Here is a 15591-nt window from a genome sequence, read left to right on the forward strand (position 1 = left end):
TTTAGGAGGTTAGAGAAATTGAGTAGAAAAGATCGCTATAACGATACGAATAATGAACCGTGGGATCAACATATTTATGAATCTGATAGTGAAGAAGAAAGTTATTCGCGCAGCCAGTCTCGTCGTAGTGGCGGTGGCAACAAAGGCGGCGGAAATACAAAGTTCTTAACGATTCTAGTTGCGTTATTGTTAGCTCTTATTTTGATTCCGGCTGGTGCTTTTTTCTGGATCACTCGCGGAAATGATAAACCGGCGGCCTCTCCAGAGAGTACAACGCAAGTATCAAAGGCTTCATCAACAAAAGAATCTAGTTCTGAAGAAAGCAGTACTGAAGAAAGTACCGTATCAACAGAATCTGAAGCAGATCAACAAGCCCAACAAGCTGAGCAGCAGGCTCAACAAGAGGCAGCGGCAGCACAAGCGGCGGCTGAATCACAAGCAGCAGCGTCTCAAGCAGCAGCCTCACAAGCAGCGGCCCAACAAACTACACCAAGTTCAGAAACAGATGCAAATGCACAATATGGAACAGTTCAATCCGGTGAAGGTCCAAAACAAATTGCTGGACGTTACGGTTTAAGTGTAGATGAATTTTTAAAGCTTAATGGTATGACCTTAGACAGTTTTTATTTTGATCCAGGTCAACAAGTACGTGTTAAATAAGTTGAATACTTTACCGTAATCGATTTCGATTACGGTTTATTTATTGAAAAGAGGCAGAAGATGGAAAATATTTCAATTGCAATCGATGGTCCTGCATCATCGGGGAAAAGTACAGTAGCAAAAATTTTGGCAAGTGACTTTAATTTTATTTATGTCGATACAGGGGCAATGTATCGTGCGGTAACTTTTTTAGCGATTAAGCATAATGTTGCTTTTTCAGATGAACAAGCATTAGCAGAGTTGACTAAAAGCTATCCGATCACTTTCAAACCTGCAGCATATGGACAATCAGTATTTGCAGATGGTGAAGAAATCACTCAAGCAATTCGTCAACCAGATGTAACAGCAGCTGTCTCAGAAGTTTCTGCTCATGGTAAAGTTCGTGAAGAATTAGTTAAAGCTCAGCGGCAACTTGCCCAAACTGGTGGAATCGTGATGGATGGGCGTGACATCGGAACGACTGTATTGCCGCAAGCAGAGGTCAAGATTTTCCTAGTTGCCAGTGTCGAAGAACGGGCGCAGCGTCGATATAAAGAAAATCAAGAAAAAGGGATTAACATGGACTTTGAAGCGATCAAAGAAGCCATTGCGAAACGGGATTATTTAGACTCGCATCGGGAGGTTTCACCACTCGTTCAAGCAGCAGATGCTGTCTTAGTTGATACGACTGGGATGTCGATCGAACAGGTAGTAACGAAGATTAAAGCGATTATAGACTCAAAAGGTTTCTAAATTTTAGCCAAATCCAATAAATAAAGCGAATTTCGTTCAAATTTTTAGAAAAAAAGAAGAAATCGCTTTATTTTTCATGGGGATTATTCTAAAATAGAACATGTAGTGTATTTTACGCAGAATTGTTGGTGAGGAGGACAAACGGCATGACAGATTTAGAACAAAATTCGATGGACAATGAGAACGTTTCGATGAAAGCGGCAATGGAAAGTGTGCATGAAGTTCAAGTTGGCGATATTGTTAGAGGTGAGGTACTTGCCTTAGAAGATAAACAAGTTATCGTGGGCATTGAAGGCGCGGGAGTAGAAGGTGTAGTTCCTGCAAAAGAACTTTCAACATTGCCTGTTGAAGACATTAACGAAGAAGTCAAGGTTGGCGACATTCTTGATTTAGTTGTGATCTCTTCTATTGGAAAAGACAAAGAAAATGGTAGTTATCTCCTTTCTAAGCGCCGCTTAGATGCAAAAAAAGTTTGGGAAGATATCGAGAAAGAATTCCAAGCTGGAAATATTATCGAAGCACCAGTAACTAGCAGTGTTAAAGGCGGTTTAGTTGTTGATGTAGGTGTACGTGGTTTTGTCCCAGCATCAATGATTGATGATCATTTTGTGGATGATTTTTCAGTTTATACTGGAAAAACATTGGCATTCAAAATCGTTGAAATCGAACCTTCTGAGAATCGCTTGATTTTATCACATAAAGCGGTTGTTGAAGCTGAAAAATCAGAAAAGAAAAAAGAAATCCTTGCCGACTTATATGAGGGTCAAGTAATCAAAGGACAAGTCGCTCGTTTAACAGATTTTGGCGCCTTTGTTGATCTTGGTGGAATCGATGGTTTGGTTCACGTATCAGAGATTTCTCATAGTCATGTGGCAAAACCAGCTGACGTATTGAGTGTTGGTGAAGAAGTTGAAGTCCAAGTTCTTTCAGTTGATCCAGAAAAAGAACGGATCTCATTATCAATCAAAGCAAATCTGCCTGGACCATGGACAGATATCGAAGAAAAAGCGGCTCCAGGTTCTGTTCTTGAAGGAACAGTGAAACGCTTGACTAGCTTCGGTGCCTTTGTTGAAATTTTCCCAGGAGTCGAAGGTTTGGTGCATATTTCTCAAATCTCTCACAAACACATCGCGACACCTCATGAAGTTTTACATGAAGGCGATCAAGTACAAGTGAAAGTTTTAGAAGTACATCCTGAAGATCATCGTGTAGCTCTTTCAATCAAAGCGCTGGAAGAAAAATCAGAAGAAGAAAAAGCAGAACCTGTCGAAGAAGAATCTTATGAGTTGCCAGAAGAAAACACTGGATTTACTATGGGAGACATCTTAGGTGACGCGTTGAAAGACGATTCAACGGATCAAGAATAGTTTTTAAAGAGCACACCAAGTTATTGGTGTGTTTTTTTTATTAATTTAATAAATGAAAAGGGCTCCTTCTCTTGCAAGAAGGAGCTTTCTTAGTTAAACTAAAGAGAATTTGAAAAAGAGCAGACTAGCCTAGCTTGGCCAGATCAGTTGCAGCGAAGGAACAAAGGCAACATCGCCAGTAAAAGAATCTAGCCAGTCAGAGGGCCTATGCTAAGAAAATCAAATTTATTCTTTCTGTTTAGAAAAATAAATCCATTAATATTAATTAATAGGAACGAGGTAAGTTATGTCAAATCCTACAATTGCAATCGTTGGCCGCCCGAATGTGGGGAAATCAACATTGTTCAATCGGATCGCCGGAGAACGTATTTCAATCGTTGAAGATACGCCAGGCGTTACTCGCGACCGAATCTATGCTAAAGGTGAATGGCTGGATCATGAATTTTCAATCATTGATACTGGCGGAATCGATATTAGCGATGAGCCATTTATGGAACAAATCAAGCAACAAGCGCAGATCGCGATTGATGAAGCAGACGTCATTTTACTTGTCGCAAGCGGTAAAGAAGGCGTTACAGACGCAGATGAAGCAGTTGCCAAAATTTTATATCGGAGTAAAAAGCCAATCATCTTATTGGTGAACAAAGTCGATAATCCTGAGATGCGAAACGATATTTATGAATTTTATTCTCTAGGCTTAGGCGAACCTTATCCAGTATCAGGTAGCCATGGACTTGGTTTAGGCGATGTCTTAGATGAAGCAGTCAAACATTTTCCTGAAGATAATGACGATGAGGAAGATCCATCCATTAAATTTAGCTTGATTGGTCGACCAAATGTTGGTAAATCGTCATTGATCAATGCGATTTTAGGGGAAGATCGAGTAATTGTTTCAGATATCGAAGGAACGACTCGAGATGCGATCGATACACGATTTGTCGGCGAGAATGGTCAAGAGTTTACAATGATCGATACAGCCGGCATGCGAAAACGTGGAAAAGTATATGAAAACACAGAAAAATATTCTGTTATGCGGGCGATGCGAGCAATTGATCGTTCAGATGTTGTTCTAGTTGTACTGAATGGTGAAGAAGGTATCCGCGAACAAGATAAACGGATCGCCGGTTATGCTCATGAAGCAGGCCGTGGAGTAATCATCGTAGTCAATAAATGGGATTTAGTTGAAAAAGATACTCATACGATGAAAAAATTCGAACAAGAGATCCGTGAAGAATTTGCTTATTTGGATTATGCACCAATCGTTTTTGTTTCAGCGATGACCAAACAACGCTTAAATAAAATTCCAACGATGATCGAAGAAGTCAGCATGAATCAAAATCTGCGGATCCCTTCTTCTGTTTTAAATGACATTATTATGGATGCAGTAGCAATTAATCCAACGCCGACAGATAAAGGCAAACGTTTGAAGATCTTCTATGCGACACAAGTTGCCGTGAAACCGCCGACCTTTGTTGTATTTGTCAACGAAGAAGAATTGATGCATTTTTCATACGCACGATTTTTAGAAAATCAAATTCGAAAAGCCTTTGAATTTGAAGGAACACCGATTAAAATCATTCCTCGGAGAAGAAAATAGGATATTTTATCATACTTTTATTTTAGTGACAACAGATTTCGCTGAATGATAAAACAAGCATGAATTTTGTGTCATTAATCGCTAAAAACCTTGCTAACATAAGGTTCTTATGCTATCGTTATAAAAGAATATTGACCAAATCAATATTTATTTACTGGTGACTGGACCACTCAGTTATCGGTTGGTGTTCAGATTTCAATACTCATTTCTCAGGAGGTGAATTCATTCATGGCAAACAAAGCAGAATTGATCGAAAAAGTTGCAGCAGCTACTGACTTAACTAAGAAAGACGCTACCGCTGCTGTCGATGCTGTATTTTCAACTATCCAAGACGCATTAGCTGAAGGTGAGAAAGTTCAATTAATCGGCTTCGGTAACTTTGAAGTACGTGAACGTGCGGCCCGCAAAGGACGTAACCCACAAACTGGTGAAGAAATCGAAATCCCAGCAAGCAAAGTACCTGCGTTCAAACCAGGGAAAGCGTTAAAAGATGCAGTTAAATAATTGCAAAGGTTAACCCGCTGTAGCTTTAGGGCTACAGCGGGTTTTCTCTTTTCTATATATTCAAGAGGGACAATAAGCGGGTACTCGTTCAAAATATTTCGTTCTCAATAAGTTTTATTTTTCATGATTTGATGCGAATTTACACGAATAGTGAAATAGCAGAAACTTGTTCTATAAAAAATGTATTTACATAAAAAATGCTGAAGGGGATATGGCAAAGATTTTGTCATATCTTTTTTTGTATTGGTGGACGCATAGCACTTATAGAAAAAAGAAGGTTATTTATAAAGGCATTCAAACACTTCTTTTTTCTATTTAATGTAGTATTCGCTGAAAGCTGTCAAAATTGAGCAGGTCTTTCATCGTCGTTTTGTTTTTCTCGAGAGTAGACGGCGGGAGCCTTTTCACGGTACTATAAACAAAGGAAAAATTTTTACAAAATGAAAACAGAAATGTGGGGAAAAAGATGGAGTATCCTTTATTACCGAAACAAATGCCACAACGAATCAAGGCAGTCTGGCGTAAAAATCACTATGTGACGATGGGGATTTTTTTCTTACTGGGTGTTGCGGGAACTGCTGCATTGGTCTGGTTTGATCAATTTAAGGGGATTTTCAGCTGGTTTGTGATTGCTTACTTTGTGATTCTTGGATTAATTTTTGCGCTGGTAATGGCACTTATTCCTTATCGCTATACGTTTCACCGTTATGAAATTACGACAGAAGATATCGCTTTTCAAAAGGGCTTTATTTTCCGGTCGATCACTTATGTTCCGTTGAATCGAATTCAACATGTAGAGACAGAACAGGGACCATTTTTAAGACAAGAAAATTTGATGGAAATCGTCATTCATACTGCGGCGACTAGTCATCATCTTGCTGGCTTAGATATGCAAGAAGCAATGGCTTTGCGCCAGCAGATCATCGAGCTAGTAAAGGCGGCGAAAGAAGATGTCTGAGAAGAAAAGATTCCATCCATTGGCGATCCTGATTTTTCTATTGAATGGGATCAGGACATGGTTCTTTTTACTCGTCTTGTTGGTTATTAATGGCTGGATCTCCACACTTTATGGGAAATTAGCAGCGGCAGCACTCGTATTATTAATTATTGGATCAGCAGCAGCAAATTATTTTTCGCAAGCGTATCAAATTTCTTCGGAAAAAATCATTATTTATCAAGGGATTTTTCGTAAACATGAAATCGATATTCCTTATGATCGAATCCAAACTATCAAGCAAAGACAATGGTTCTTTTTTCAACCCTTTCATGTAGTCCAACTGCTGATTGAAACAGCAGGAGGTGAAGCCGGAAAAGCCGAAGCTTCCTTGCCGGCAGTTGCTGAAGAGTTGGTTCAAGTGATCGAAGAATATCGGCTGCAAGAAAAAACAGTGAAAGAGCCCATTTCAGAAACAGTAGAAACAAAGAGTACTGTCACAGAAACGGCACCTGCATACGTACATCAAATAACCAATGGTCAAATTCTTTTATTTGGATTGACGGATCTGAGTATTTTAGCGGCGGCAGTAACATTGATTGCTTTTTTATATGATTTCATTCCAGATGATTGGCTCAATCAGGCAGTCTCCACCTCTGAGCGTTTGCTGCAAGCAAATTGGATCGTGTTGCTAGGGTTGGGGGTATTTCTTTTGTTGATTTTGGCAACTGTTTCTATCGCTAAAAATTTTTTGCAATATTACAACTTTAAAGTCAGCAGATATGGAAAGAACCTGATGATCGAGAGCGGTTTATTAGAACGGCGTGTTCAAAAAATTCCGTTGCAAAAAATCCAAGGAATCAAAATCCGCCAGCAAGTTTTACGACGGCTATTTGGAATATCGACAGTAGAATTGTTATTAGCCGGAGGTCAAGAAGAAGAAAAAGATATCAGTAAAAAACTTTATTTTTTACCGATCGTTTTTGATCAGCAGCTGTTTGACAGTCTTGACTTATTATTGCCGGAATGGGCATTTGATCCTCCGAAGATCCGGTATGTCTCGCGCAAAAAATTATGGTATTTCTGGCGCTGGATCGTATTAGTTGCGGTACCGCTCATCGGTATCAGTTATTATTTTAATCACTGGTTAGCGGTTGGCGCAACAGCGATAGCGGCGATTTTATTACTTTTTGCTTGGCTGGAAGCTCATTTTCAAGGTTATGCGCTACAAACAGATACTCGCTTGTGTGTGCAGACCTTTGCCGGCTTTTCGAAAGTCCAAACTTTTGTAGAACAGAGAAAAATCCAAGCCTTTTCAGAGCGAACGACTTGGCGGCTGTTCTCTAAAAAAATCGGCCATGTCAGTTTTTGGTTGAAGACGGGAACGACACCAGAAAAAATTTCGTTGAGTTTTATCGATCAATCAGCTGTCGCTGAAATAAAGCAATTCTTTTTGAAAGAGAAAACGATCAATCGCTACTAAAAACAAAATTGAATCAATTGTTTTTTTCGGATTGTTATTTTATTTACTGTAACTTCTATTTTTCAATTTACGAAAGATCTTCCTTAGGATAAAATAAAGATAGAAGATCTAGTGGAAAAAGGAAAAGAAGGTGAAACAATGTCAAAGGAAAGATTATTTTATGTTAAAAAGAATGATTCTTGGCATTCATACGAATTTCTAGCGCAGCGAAAAAATGATCCGAAATGGCGGCAAGCTTTTTTAGAGGCCGAAACACTATTGGATCAGGAAGACAGACGCAGAAAACGGCGTAATTTTATCGTATTAGTAGTGACAGTTCCGGTAGTGCTGCTCGTAGTACTGGTTGGCTTATATTTTTATGGATCAGCGGATGAAGGCACTGTTTCGAAAAGGCAAGTCACATTGAATGAATCGACGACGGACTCAACTGAGACGACGGAGTCAACAGAAACTGAGGTGGGGCAAGTATTGACGACACCTTGGGGAGAACAAGTTACTGTGTTACGTGTTTTAGCAAATGGTGAACGAGTCATCAGAGAAGGCACGTCAGAATCCGATCTGAATAATGATGGGGTACTGACCTTTGAAGAATTGTCACAAGCAGAAGAAGCGGCAAATCAAAATCAGCAATATTATCAGCAACAAGAACAAACGAATCAACAGCCAAGTCAGCAACAAACGCCGCAGCAAACAGAACCGGTACAGGAAAATCAACAAGAGACCCAGCCAAGTCAGACCATCGAACAGCAGACGCCAGCGACTCAGGCAGAGACACCTGTACAAAATCAAACAACACCATAAGAAAATAATTGTGAAATGATTGAACCAGTTAAAACACCGTTTTTTTAAATAAAGAGCAAAATTCTTAGTCAGCCTCTTGTACATTTGTTGCGAGAGGTTTTTTTGTAGTATAAAATAAAGAAAACGAGGTGGTGAGCGAGATGGAAGTCGCCTATCGACATCAAACGAATGAGACGCTGATTATTTATGGGGAAACAGTCGCTTCAATGATGCGAAAAAAGAAGCTGGAAAATAAACAAATTCTCTTTTGCGGCAATCAGCGCTACTATGACTTATACGCGGAGAAACTGCGACAATTTGTACCTAAAACAAGTTCTCATGAATGGTTCATCACACCTAATAACCGTTACTGCAATACGTTGGAAAATTTTCAAGAATTGATCCATTTTCTTGATCGGTTCAGTCGGCAAAAAGAGACGCTTTTTCTAGGAATCGGTAATGAAGGCGTAATCGAGCTGTTAGGTTTTGTTCACCACGTGACGAATTTGCAAGCAGAGCTGTGTTTTTTACCGGTATCATTGCGTTCATTTGCGCAAAGTCTGACTTTTTCTGCTCAGATTGTTTCTAATAAAAAGTTGACGACAGTGATGGAAATCGACGAAGTTCCGCAAAGTATTTTATTTGACCACACGTTGGCGGATCAGCAAACAACGGGGAAAATGGTTGATCTCTTGACCTTGATCCGTTGCGGGATTGTCAGTGACTATTCCTTTTTGCAAAGTTTGTATGTGAACTTTCCGACTCGCGAGGCCCTTTTGCAACATTCTTTTTCGGCTTTTAGCGAAAATTTGATCAACTATTACCAATCAGACAGTGAACAGCTGCGGGATTTTGGTAAAATTTTTGAAAAAGCTTTTTTTCAAACGGAGAATGGATCGCTACTCTCCAATAGTATGAAGGCGATGTTCGGTTTGTTGTTTGAACTGGGCTGGAATATCACCGCAAGCAATCTTCATTTCAATTTTAAAAATTTTATGATATGGTTGGTGCGATTAGGATTTCCAATCGTTGTTCCAGCGGGAATATCGCTTGCTGATTATGGTCAGCAAGTGATCGCTTTAGCACAAGAAAAACCGTTGGTCGGATTGGTTCAAATCGGAAAAGTCGGCGCAAAGAAACTGCCGACTCAAAAAGAATTGCTTCAAACGTTTGAAGCGTATCAAAAAATCGTAACAGAGATCAGGGGAGAATAGATGTCAAGTTATAGTGAAAAAATGCTCACAGCATTGAGAGATGAAGAGTTAACAAAAGCCAATCAACTGTTTGAAGAGGCATTAAAAAAAGATAAACCTGAAATACTTGCAAGTTTTGCTGAAGAACTGCAGGCACTAGGATTTTTAGATGAGGCAAAACAAGTCTTACTAAAACTTTCAGCGGATTTTCCAGCGGAAGATGTTTTTTATCTTCCACTAGCGGAGATTGCGATCGAAAATGATGACATCGACAGTGCATTCGATTATTTAGAAAAGATTGATCCGACAAGTGAAAATTACTTAGAGAGTTTGCTGGTGACAGCTGATTTGTATCAAGTATTGGGAATTCCAGAAGTTAGCGAAGCAAAATTATTGCAAGCAAAAACGATCGCACCGGAAGAACCATTGATCACATTTGCATTGGCAGAACTACATTTTTCTACTAATCAATTAGGCGAAGCAATCAACGAATATGGTCAGCTTCAAAAACAAGGAATCGAAGAACTGGTAAATATTTCCATTGATGAACGGATCGGCTCAGCTTACAGCATGATGGGCGGACTCGAAGAAGCCATTCCGTTTTTAGAACAGGCACTAGAAAAAGAACGCACGGCTGATCGATTATTCCAATTAGGGTTTACTTACTATCAATTAAAAGATTATCAAAAGGCAATCAATTATTTGCAAGAGTTGATCATGCTTGATCCGCAGTATCAAAGTGGCTATTATTACCTTGCTGATAGTTTGAAAGAAGAAGAACTGTTAGAAGAGGCATTGCTTGCAGCGGAAGATGGGGTCAAAGAAAATCCTTATCAAGTAGAATTGTTGCACTTGGCGTCTGAAATTGCCTATCGTTTGCGAGACAGCAAAAAAGCAGAGGATTTATTACTACAAGCACTTGAAAGCGGCGAAAAAACAGACGAAACATTGTTGACGTTAAGCAATTTATATTTGAATGAAGAACAATTTGACAAAGCGATTGAAATGATCAGTCAGATGGATGAAAAAGACAATCCTTATGCTGAATGGAATTTGGCACAAGCCTATAATGAATCAGAAGATTTTGAAGCTGCCCGAACGCATTACCAACAAGCCTATGAAGACTTAGCTCATGAACCGGATTTCTTAAAAGCTTACGGACTTTTCTTGCGTGAAGACGGTCAAATAGAATTGGCGCGTACCGTTCTGACGAATTATTTACAATTAGAACCAGGTGATTTAGAGGTGCAATCATTACTAGAATAAAGAGGTGAAGAAAATGATCGATGTAGCTGAAAAACGTGAATTTCTTGTCTGGCTGATCAACAATGTGAGCTTTCAACGACGCGAAGTGATTTGGATCTTGAACTATTTGATCAATCATGAGGCGATTTTACGAAATGTTCATATCGTGGAACAAGCTTTGGAAACAAAACGCGGGTTAGTATTTCGCGATATCTCGCAAAAAGAAGAACCGATGGTGTTTTCAATCGAAGGCCATCAATTTTCTAACAGTGATCAAATTTTTCATGAGATTCGTCTACATTGGCAACAGCCGCTATACGTAGAATGTATTTTCCCTAATTCTTGGCAAAATGCGCAATATCTATCGGTTCTTGAGGACAATCCAAGTTTGTCGTGGAATGACACGGTCAGCGAAGAGATCGTTTCAGAGGTCGAAAACTTTTTAAAACAACAAGAACAAGAAGCGCAAATCGAATTATTGAAAAAACAAATCGACTTGGCATTAGAAGCGGGCGATAAAGAAGCTTTTCTTGGATTGTCAGATGAATTGAATCGCTTAAAATTGACAGTACAACAATAAAAAAACATGACCTAGACAATAGCGTAAGCTGTCTAGGTCATGTTTTTTTAGTTGCTTCGTTTTAGAGTAAATCTTCGGCGTTGCGGTTTTAAGTAAGTAAACCCTTCACCTTCAACATCATGAACATTGCTGATTAAAATAAAGGCTTTTTCATCGACTGAGTGGATGAGTTTTTTTACCTCAGTGACTTCTTGTTGCGAAACCACGATGTAGACGATTCGTTTCACTTCTGAAGAAAAACCGCCTTCGCCATGGAGATAAGTCACTCCGCGTTCCAAATGCGCCATTAATAACTCAGCGATGACATTGCTTTCATTGGAGATGATCATGACACCTTTAGCCGCATACCCACCAGAAGAAAGGACGTCAACGACTCTGCTGAATACAAAGGATACGATCAACGTATACATCATTCGTTTCAAATCTAAGTACGTTAGGGAACAAATTAAAACAATAATATCAAAAAAGAGTAATGATTTCCCCATCGTAAAACCAAATTTCTGTTCAAGAATTCTTGCGATAACATCTGCACCGCCAGTTGTTCCACCATTTCGATAAACTAAGCCGCTGCCAAATCCAGCAAATAGTCCGGCTAAGATTGAGACGATAAATAAATCATGGTCTAAATTGATCTGTAACGGAATTCGTTGCCAAATCCATAAAAAAGCGGATAAACAAACAGTTCCTAAAATCGTATAGTAAAAAGAACGCTTGCCTAAAATTTTTCCACCGATCAAGATCAAAGGAATATTGATAAGCAAAGTTGTATAGGCAGGATCGATCCCGAACAAGGCACGGATAATCAAAGTAATACCGGTGACACCGCCTTCAGCCAAATGATTCGCAATGTTCAAATAAACCAAACCAAACGCATAAATCGCTGTTCCAATCACAATAAATAGAATTTCTTTAATTCGTATAGTCATAGTTGTTTCCATATGACACCTCCTAAAATAATGTAATAGCATAGAATGCTATGGATAGTCAGCCGTTAGAACAAATGCAATCACCAAAAAAGGCAATAGAGATTATCGTCAATTAAATTATAAAAAATGAAGTATAATGCATTTAATAATCGGCTTTCTTGACTTTCGTCCTCAACCAACATAGCATGAAATTCAGATAGTTACAACAACAGGATAGGAAACAAATCTGTTTTTTGATAAGATAGATTTGAGGTGGTTAAATGAATGAAAAGACAATGAGAATCATGCAACAAGAAGTTGATGATTATATCCAACAATTTAAAATAGGTTATTTTTCCCCCTTAGGACAGATGGCTCGCTTAACGGAAGAAGTTGGAGAGTTGGCTCGGGAAGTCAATCATCATTATGGAGAAAAAAAGAAGAAAGTATCAGAAAATCCTAAAACGGTAGAAGAAGAGTTGGGCGATGTATTATTTGTCACGATTATTATGGCAAACTCGCTCGGAATTGATTTAACAGAAGCCTTTACTCGGAATATGGATAAATTTAATCGCCGTGATCGTTTTCGTTTTGAACGTAAAGACGGGTTGACAGAAGGTGGCACTCAATGAAACTAGAAGCATTTCCTTTAGAATTTCAAGGCGCAATGCCGATTTTGCGAAAATTACAAGATGCTGGTTATGAAGCTTATTATGTCGGTGGCAGCGTTCGTGACATCTTATTGAATAAACCAATCCATGATGTGGACATCGCAACAAGTGCCTTTCCTGCAGAAGTGAAAGAATTATTTCCGCGCACGATTGATGTCGGGATCGATCATGGAACAGTAATGGTCATTACAAAAGAAACGACCTATGAGGTCACGACTTTTCGAACGGAATCAACGTATCAAGATTATCGGCGACCTGATCATGTGGAATTTGTTCGTTCGTTGAAGGAAGATTTAAAACGGCGTGATTTCACTATTAATGCATTGGCTGTTGGGATTGACGGGACAGTAATCGATCTTTTTGATGGTCTTGCTGATTTACGTAATAAAATCTTACGAGCTGTGGGCAATCCATATGAGCGTTTCCATGAAGACGCGTTGAGAATGATGCGTGCATTGCGGTTTGTCAGCCATCTAGGATTCACATTAGAGCCGGATACCTTCGAAGCCATTCAAGAATATCATTCATTGCTAGCGAAAATCTCTGTCGAACGCATCAACGTGGAGTTTGTTAAATTGATGATGGGTTCTTTCCGAGAGGCTGGATTGCACTCTTTTGTGGAGTCTGATTGCTATATTTATTGTCCAGGTCTGCGCAATTATCGCGAAGGGTTATTGAATTTTGCCAAGCTTCGCGGACCGGCGATTCCAACAGAACGCCAGGCATGGACATTATTGATGACATTGCTTGATTTTGATAGTGCGGCGATTCGTCATTTTATGAAAGAATGGAAATGTTCAAATCAACTGATCAAAGAAGTGATTCAAATGGTTCCTGCGTTACAATTTCGGTTGGAAAATGACTGGGATAATTGGACACTGTATCAATTAGGACGAGAATTGGCGCTTTCGGTTGAATATCTGTTACAGTATTTTGAACAAAAGCCCAACTTAGAAAAAGTTCGGCTGCTTTACCAATTTCTACCGATTTATTCATTGAAAGACCTTGCGGTAAAAGGTAATGAAGTGATGGAAAACTTCGATTATCCTCGTGGACCTTGGATCAGTACAACACTGAATAGGTTAGAACAAGCTGTAGTTGCAGGCAAGTTAGAAAATAATAAGCGAGCATTGTTGAACTTTGCGGAAGATTTTTTGAAAAAGGAGATGCCATGAAAAAGTTAACGAAACACTATCAAGTACAGGCAGATCAAACAGCTGTCAAAATGGGCTCAGGTGATTTAGATGTCTTAGCAACACCGGCTCTGGTAGCGATGATGGAAAATTGTGCAAAAGATCTTTTAGCTGATGACCTTTCTGTTGAGCAAACGAGTGTGGGCGTTGCAATGAGTGTAAACCATTTAGCACCAACAGCGGTAGGAGCAACGGTGGACGTTAAAGCAGAACTGCTTGAAGCAACGAGAAATAAGCGTTCGTTTTCCATAAAAGCTTTTGATAAGGAGCAACTGATTGGTGAAGGGACCCATCAAAGAGTAATCGTCGAAACGGCTGTATTTTTAAAAAAATTGAAATAAATGCACAACATGTGACCGTTTACTCAAGGTATGCTAAAATTACAATTAGATTAGTAGTGAGGAGAATGCAAAATGGCAAGAGAAATGACAGCGCTAAAATTTTATTTTCGAAATGGCGAAACATGGACGATTGATCGCCGATATATTGGTGATTTGTGGATCAAGCAAATTACAACCAGCTTTGGAAGAATTCACGGCAGCGAATTTGTAGAAATTCATCCATGTGCAGGCTTCAAGATCGAAATTTATCAAGAAGGCGATCATGTTCAAACTTCAGATATCAACTTAGGCGGTTTGGAAATGGGCATGTTCGAGCGTGCTCGTAAGTTTGAAGACATTGAACGGATGGAAATTATTTATCGCTCTGGTCATCCTGATTCTGTTTATTTTCCATATAAAGACAAAGATACTGAAGGTTTAGACAATGTCTATCAATCAACAAAAGTTTCGGAAAAAACAAAAAGTTTATATATTGTGATCGATCCAACGAAAAATGTTGATGAAGTCTACAGTGAACAATTTTAAATAGCAGCCAAGAGGTATGACAAGATTCTTGTCATGCCTCTTTTTTAATAAATAGTGAAAAACAGCATTTTTCACTTACTTCTTGAAGCAGTTCTTTTTTGAGAAGTCAGTTAAAGTTTTTGTTAAGGTACCGTAATAAAATCTAGATTTAACTTGAAAAATTACAAAGGTACCTGTATACTGTTTTTTAGTAAGGTGCCTTATAAAAATAAATTCGTTAAAATTAAGGAGCGATAACAGTTGGAAAATCAACTAAATGAGCAATTTATGCGGTTGCAACAAGATTTACGTCGTTACTATCACCGCCAAATGGCAAAAAAACAAGGATTTGGTCTGCATCGTGGGCAAGGCAGAGTTCTAGCATTACTAAAAATGAATCCTGAGATTAGTCAAAAGGATTTGACTTTTGTACTAGGAATGCGTCCACAATCTGTGGGTGAATTATTACAAAAACTTGAGAGCAAAAAATTAATCACACGTGAATCATCGGCAGAAGATCGTCGAGTGATGATCATTCGTTTGACTGATTTGGGCAAAACAGAAATTGAAAAAATGTCTGAAACGCCGGATGTCAACGAAGAGCTATTTGCAAATTTCAGTGAAGAGGAAAAGGCTGAATGGTCGCGTTTAGTTGAAAAATTAAGTGAGTCGTTAAAAAATCAGTTAGCTAAAGACGATTTTGATGCCTCTTATGGCGGCGGAAAAGGCTTCGAGGGCCCACGACCGCCACATGAGCACGGGCCTCACGGTTTCCATGGCTCTCATAGAGGACATCCCCATCATTTCAATGAATTTAGCAGCTTTGATTGGTAATATGAAGTCAGTCGTAAAGGAAAAATTTCCTTTACGGCTTTTTTTTGTTACAATAACAAAGAGAAATT

General features: G+C 39.0%; 17 protein-coding genes. 16 read left to right on the forward strand and 1 reads right to left on the reverse strand.

The window, feature by feature from the left end; translation table 11 throughout:
• Nucleotides 1–18: 18 nt before the first annotated feature.
• The 11 genes from FFM68_RS04725 (at nucleotide 19) to FFM68_RS04775 (ending at nucleotide 11075) form a co-directional block, all read left to right on the forward strand.
• Complete coding sequence (locus FFM68_RS04725; RefSeq protein WP_137618283.1) at nucleotides 19–660, forward strand: LysM peptidoglycan-binding domain-containing protein; 642 nt, start codon at nucleotides 19–21, stop codon at nucleotides 658–660.
• Between the two features lie 60 nt (nucleotides 661–720).
• On the forward strand, nucleotides 721–1392 hold the full coding sequence (gene cmk / locus FFM68_RS04730) for a (d)CMP kinase (RefSeq protein WP_137618284.1): 672 nt from the start codon (nucleotides 721–723) through the stop codon (nucleotides 1390–1392).
• A 146-nt stretch (nucleotides 1393–1538) separates the two neighbouring features.
• Nucleotides 1539–2759 (forward strand): 30S ribosomal protein S1, encoded by a 1221-nt coding sequence (gene rpsA, locus FFM68_RS04735; protein WP_137618285.1) that lies wholly within the window; start codon nucleotides 1539–1541, stop codon nucleotides 2757–2759.
• Between the two features lie 286 nt (nucleotides 2760–3045).
• Nucleotides 3046–4356 (forward strand): ribosome biogenesis GTPase Der, encoded by a 1311-nt coding sequence (gene der / locus FFM68_RS04740; RefSeq protein WP_137618286.1) that lies wholly within the window; start codon nucleotides 3046–3048, stop codon nucleotides 4354–4356.
• A gap of 228 nt (nucleotides 4357–4584) precedes the next feature.
• Nucleotides 4585–4860, forward strand: a complete 276-nt coding sequence (gene hbs / locus FFM68_RS04745) for a non-specific DNA-binding protein Hbs (RefSeq protein ID WP_010744623.1) — start codon at nucleotides 4585–4587, stop codon at nucleotides 4858–4860.
• Between the two features lie 466 nt (nucleotides 4861–5326).
• A complete protein-coding gene (locus FFM68_RS04750; RefSeq protein WP_137618287.1) occupies nucleotides 5327–5818 on the forward strand; it encodes a PH domain-containing protein in 492 nt (163 codons plus the stop codon).
• Nucleotides 5811–7277: a PH domain-containing protein gene (locus FFM68_RS04755; protein WP_137618288.1), complete on the forward strand. Its 1467-nt coding sequence runs from the start codon at nucleotides 5811–5813 to the stop codon at nucleotides 7275–7277. Before FFM68_RS04750 ends, FFM68_RS04755 begins: the two co-directional genes overlap by 8 nt.
• A 138-nt stretch (nucleotides 7278–7415) precedes the next feature.
• On the forward strand, nucleotides 7416–8078 hold the full coding sequence (locus tag FFM68_RS04760) for a hypothetical protein (RefSeq protein ID WP_174784500.1): 663 nt from the start codon (nucleotides 7416–7418) through the stop codon (nucleotides 8076–8078).
• A 140-nt stretch (nucleotides 8079–8218) separates the two neighbouring features.
• Complete coding sequence (locus tag FFM68_RS04765) at nucleotides 8219–9271, forward strand: hypothetical protein (protein WP_137618290.1); 1053 nt, start codon at nucleotides 8219–8221, stop codon at nucleotides 9269–9271.
• Nucleotides 9272–10516 (forward strand): tetratricopeptide repeat protein, encoded by a 1245-nt coding sequence (locus FFM68_RS04770; protein WP_137618291.1) that lies wholly within the window; start codon nucleotides 9272–9274, stop codon nucleotides 10514–10516.
• A gap of 13 nt (nucleotides 10517–10529) precedes the next feature.
• On the forward strand, nucleotides 10530–11075 hold the full coding sequence (locus FFM68_RS04775; RefSeq protein ID WP_137618292.1) for a YpiB family protein: 546 nt from the start codon (nucleotides 10530–10532) through the stop codon (nucleotides 11073–11075).
• Between the two features lie 47 nt (nucleotides 11076–11122).
• Here the strand turns inward: FFM68_RS04775 and FFM68_RS04780 are convergent, their stop codons facing one another.
• On the reverse strand, nucleotides 11123–12013 hold the full coding sequence (locus tag FFM68_RS04780) for a YitT family protein (RefSeq protein ID WP_137618293.1): 891 nt from the start codon (nucleotides 12011–12013) through the stop codon (nucleotides 11123–11125).
• A 248-nt stretch (nucleotides 12014–12261) separates the two neighbouring features.
• On the opposite strand from FFM68_RS04780, the gene FFM68_RS04785 reads away from it, so the two are divergent.
• The 5 genes from FFM68_RS04785 to FFM68_RS04805 all read left to right on the forward strand — a co-directional run bounded on the left by FFM68_RS04785 (nucleotide 12262) and on the right by FFM68_RS04805 (nucleotide 15523).
• Nucleotides 12262–12612, forward strand: a complete 351-nt coding sequence (locus FFM68_RS04785) for a nucleotide pyrophosphohydrolase (RefSeq protein WP_137618294.1) — start codon at nucleotides 12262–12264, stop codon at nucleotides 12610–12612.
• On the forward strand, nucleotides 12609–13826 hold the full coding sequence (locus FFM68_RS04790) for a CCA tRNA nucleotidyltransferase (RefSeq protein ID WP_137618295.1): 1218 nt from the start codon (nucleotides 12609–12611) through the stop codon (nucleotides 13824–13826). The genes FFM68_RS04785 and FFM68_RS04790 overlap by 4 nt, the downstream gene beginning before the upstream one ends.
• A complete protein-coding gene (locus FFM68_RS04795) occupies nucleotides 13823–14185 on the forward strand; it encodes a thioesterase family protein (protein WP_137618296.1) in 363 nt (120 codons plus the stop codon). The genes FFM68_RS04790 and FFM68_RS04795 overlap by 4 nt, the downstream gene beginning before the upstream one ends.
• Nucleotides 14186–14257: 72 nt before the next feature.
• On the forward strand, nucleotides 14258–14710 hold the full coding sequence (locus FFM68_RS04800) for a hypothetical protein (RefSeq protein WP_137618297.1): 453 nt from the start codon (nucleotides 14258–14260) through the stop codon (nucleotides 14708–14710).
• A gap of 240 nt (nucleotides 14711–14950) precedes the next feature.
• A complete protein-coding gene (locus tag FFM68_RS04805) occupies nucleotides 14951–15523 on the forward strand; it encodes a MarR family winged helix-turn-helix transcriptional regulator (RefSeq protein ID WP_137618298.1) in 573 nt (190 codons plus the stop codon).
• The last annotated feature ends 68 nt before the right edge of the window (nucleotides 15524–15591 follow it).

It is taken from the genome of Enterococcus xiangfangensis (assembly GCF_005405365.1).
Lineage (GTDB): Bacteria > Bacillota > Bacilli > Lactobacillales > Enterococcaceae > Enterococcus_A > Enterococcus_A xiangfangensis.

Bases quoted from the DNA above. Each gene is read 5' to 3' on its own strand.
- FFM68_RS04775 (WP_137618292.1), top strand. From the start codon at position 10,530: ATGATCGATGTAGCTGAAAAACGTGAATTTCTTGTCTGGCTGATCAAC.
- FFM68_RS04795 (WP_137618296.1), top strand. From the start codon at position 13,823: ATGAAAAAGTTAACGAAACACTATCAAGTACAGGCAGATCAAACAGCT.
- FFM68_RS04790 (WP_137618295.1), top strand. From the start codon at position 12,609: ATGAAACTAGAAGCATTTCCTTTAGAATTTCAAGGCGCAATGCCGATT.
- rpsA (WP_137618285.1), top strand. From the start codon at position 1,539: ATGACAGATTTAGAACAAAATTCGATGGACAATGAGAACGTTTCGATG.
- FFM68_RS04780 (WP_137618293.1), bottom strand. From the start codon at position 12,013: ATGGAAACAACTATGACTATACGAATTAAAGAAATTCTATTTATTGTG.
- der (WP_137618286.1), top strand. From the start codon at position 3,046: ATGTCAAATCCTACAATTGCAATCGTTGGCCGCCCGAATGTGGGGAAA.
- FFM68_RS04770 (WP_137618291.1), top strand. From the start codon at position 9,272: ATGTCAAGTTATAGTGAAAAAATGCTCACAGCATTGAGAGATGAAGAG.
- FFM68_RS04760 (WP_174784500.1), top strand. From the start codon at position 7,416: ATGTCAAAGGAAAGATTATTTTATGTTAAAAAGAATGATTCTTGGCAT.
- FFM68_RS04785 (WP_137618294.1), top strand. From the start codon at position 12,262: ATGAATGAAAAGACAATGAGAATCATGCAACAAGAAGTTGATGATTAT.
- FFM68_RS04755 (WP_137618288.1), top strand. From the start codon at position 5,811: ATGTCTGAGAAGAAAAGATTCCATCCATTGGCGATCCTGATTTTTCTA.
- hbs (WP_010744623.1), top strand. From the start codon at position 4,585: ATGGCAAACAAAGCAGAATTGATCGAAAAAGTTGCAGCAGCTACTGAC.
- FFM68_RS04800 (WP_137618297.1), top strand. From the start codon at position 14,258: ATGGCAAGAGAAATGACAGCGCTAAAATTTTATTTTCGAAATGGCGAA.
- FFM68_RS04765 (WP_137618290.1), top strand. From the start codon at position 8,219: ATGGAAGTCGCCTATCGACATCAAACGAATGAGACGCTGATTATTTAT.
- cmk (WP_137618284.1), top strand. From the start codon at position 721: ATGGAAAATATTTCAATTGCAATCGATGGTCCTGCATCATCGGGGAAA.
- FFM68_RS04750 (WP_137618287.1), top strand. From the start codon at position 5,327: ATGGAGTATCCTTTATTACCGAAACAAATGCCACAACGAATCAAGGCA.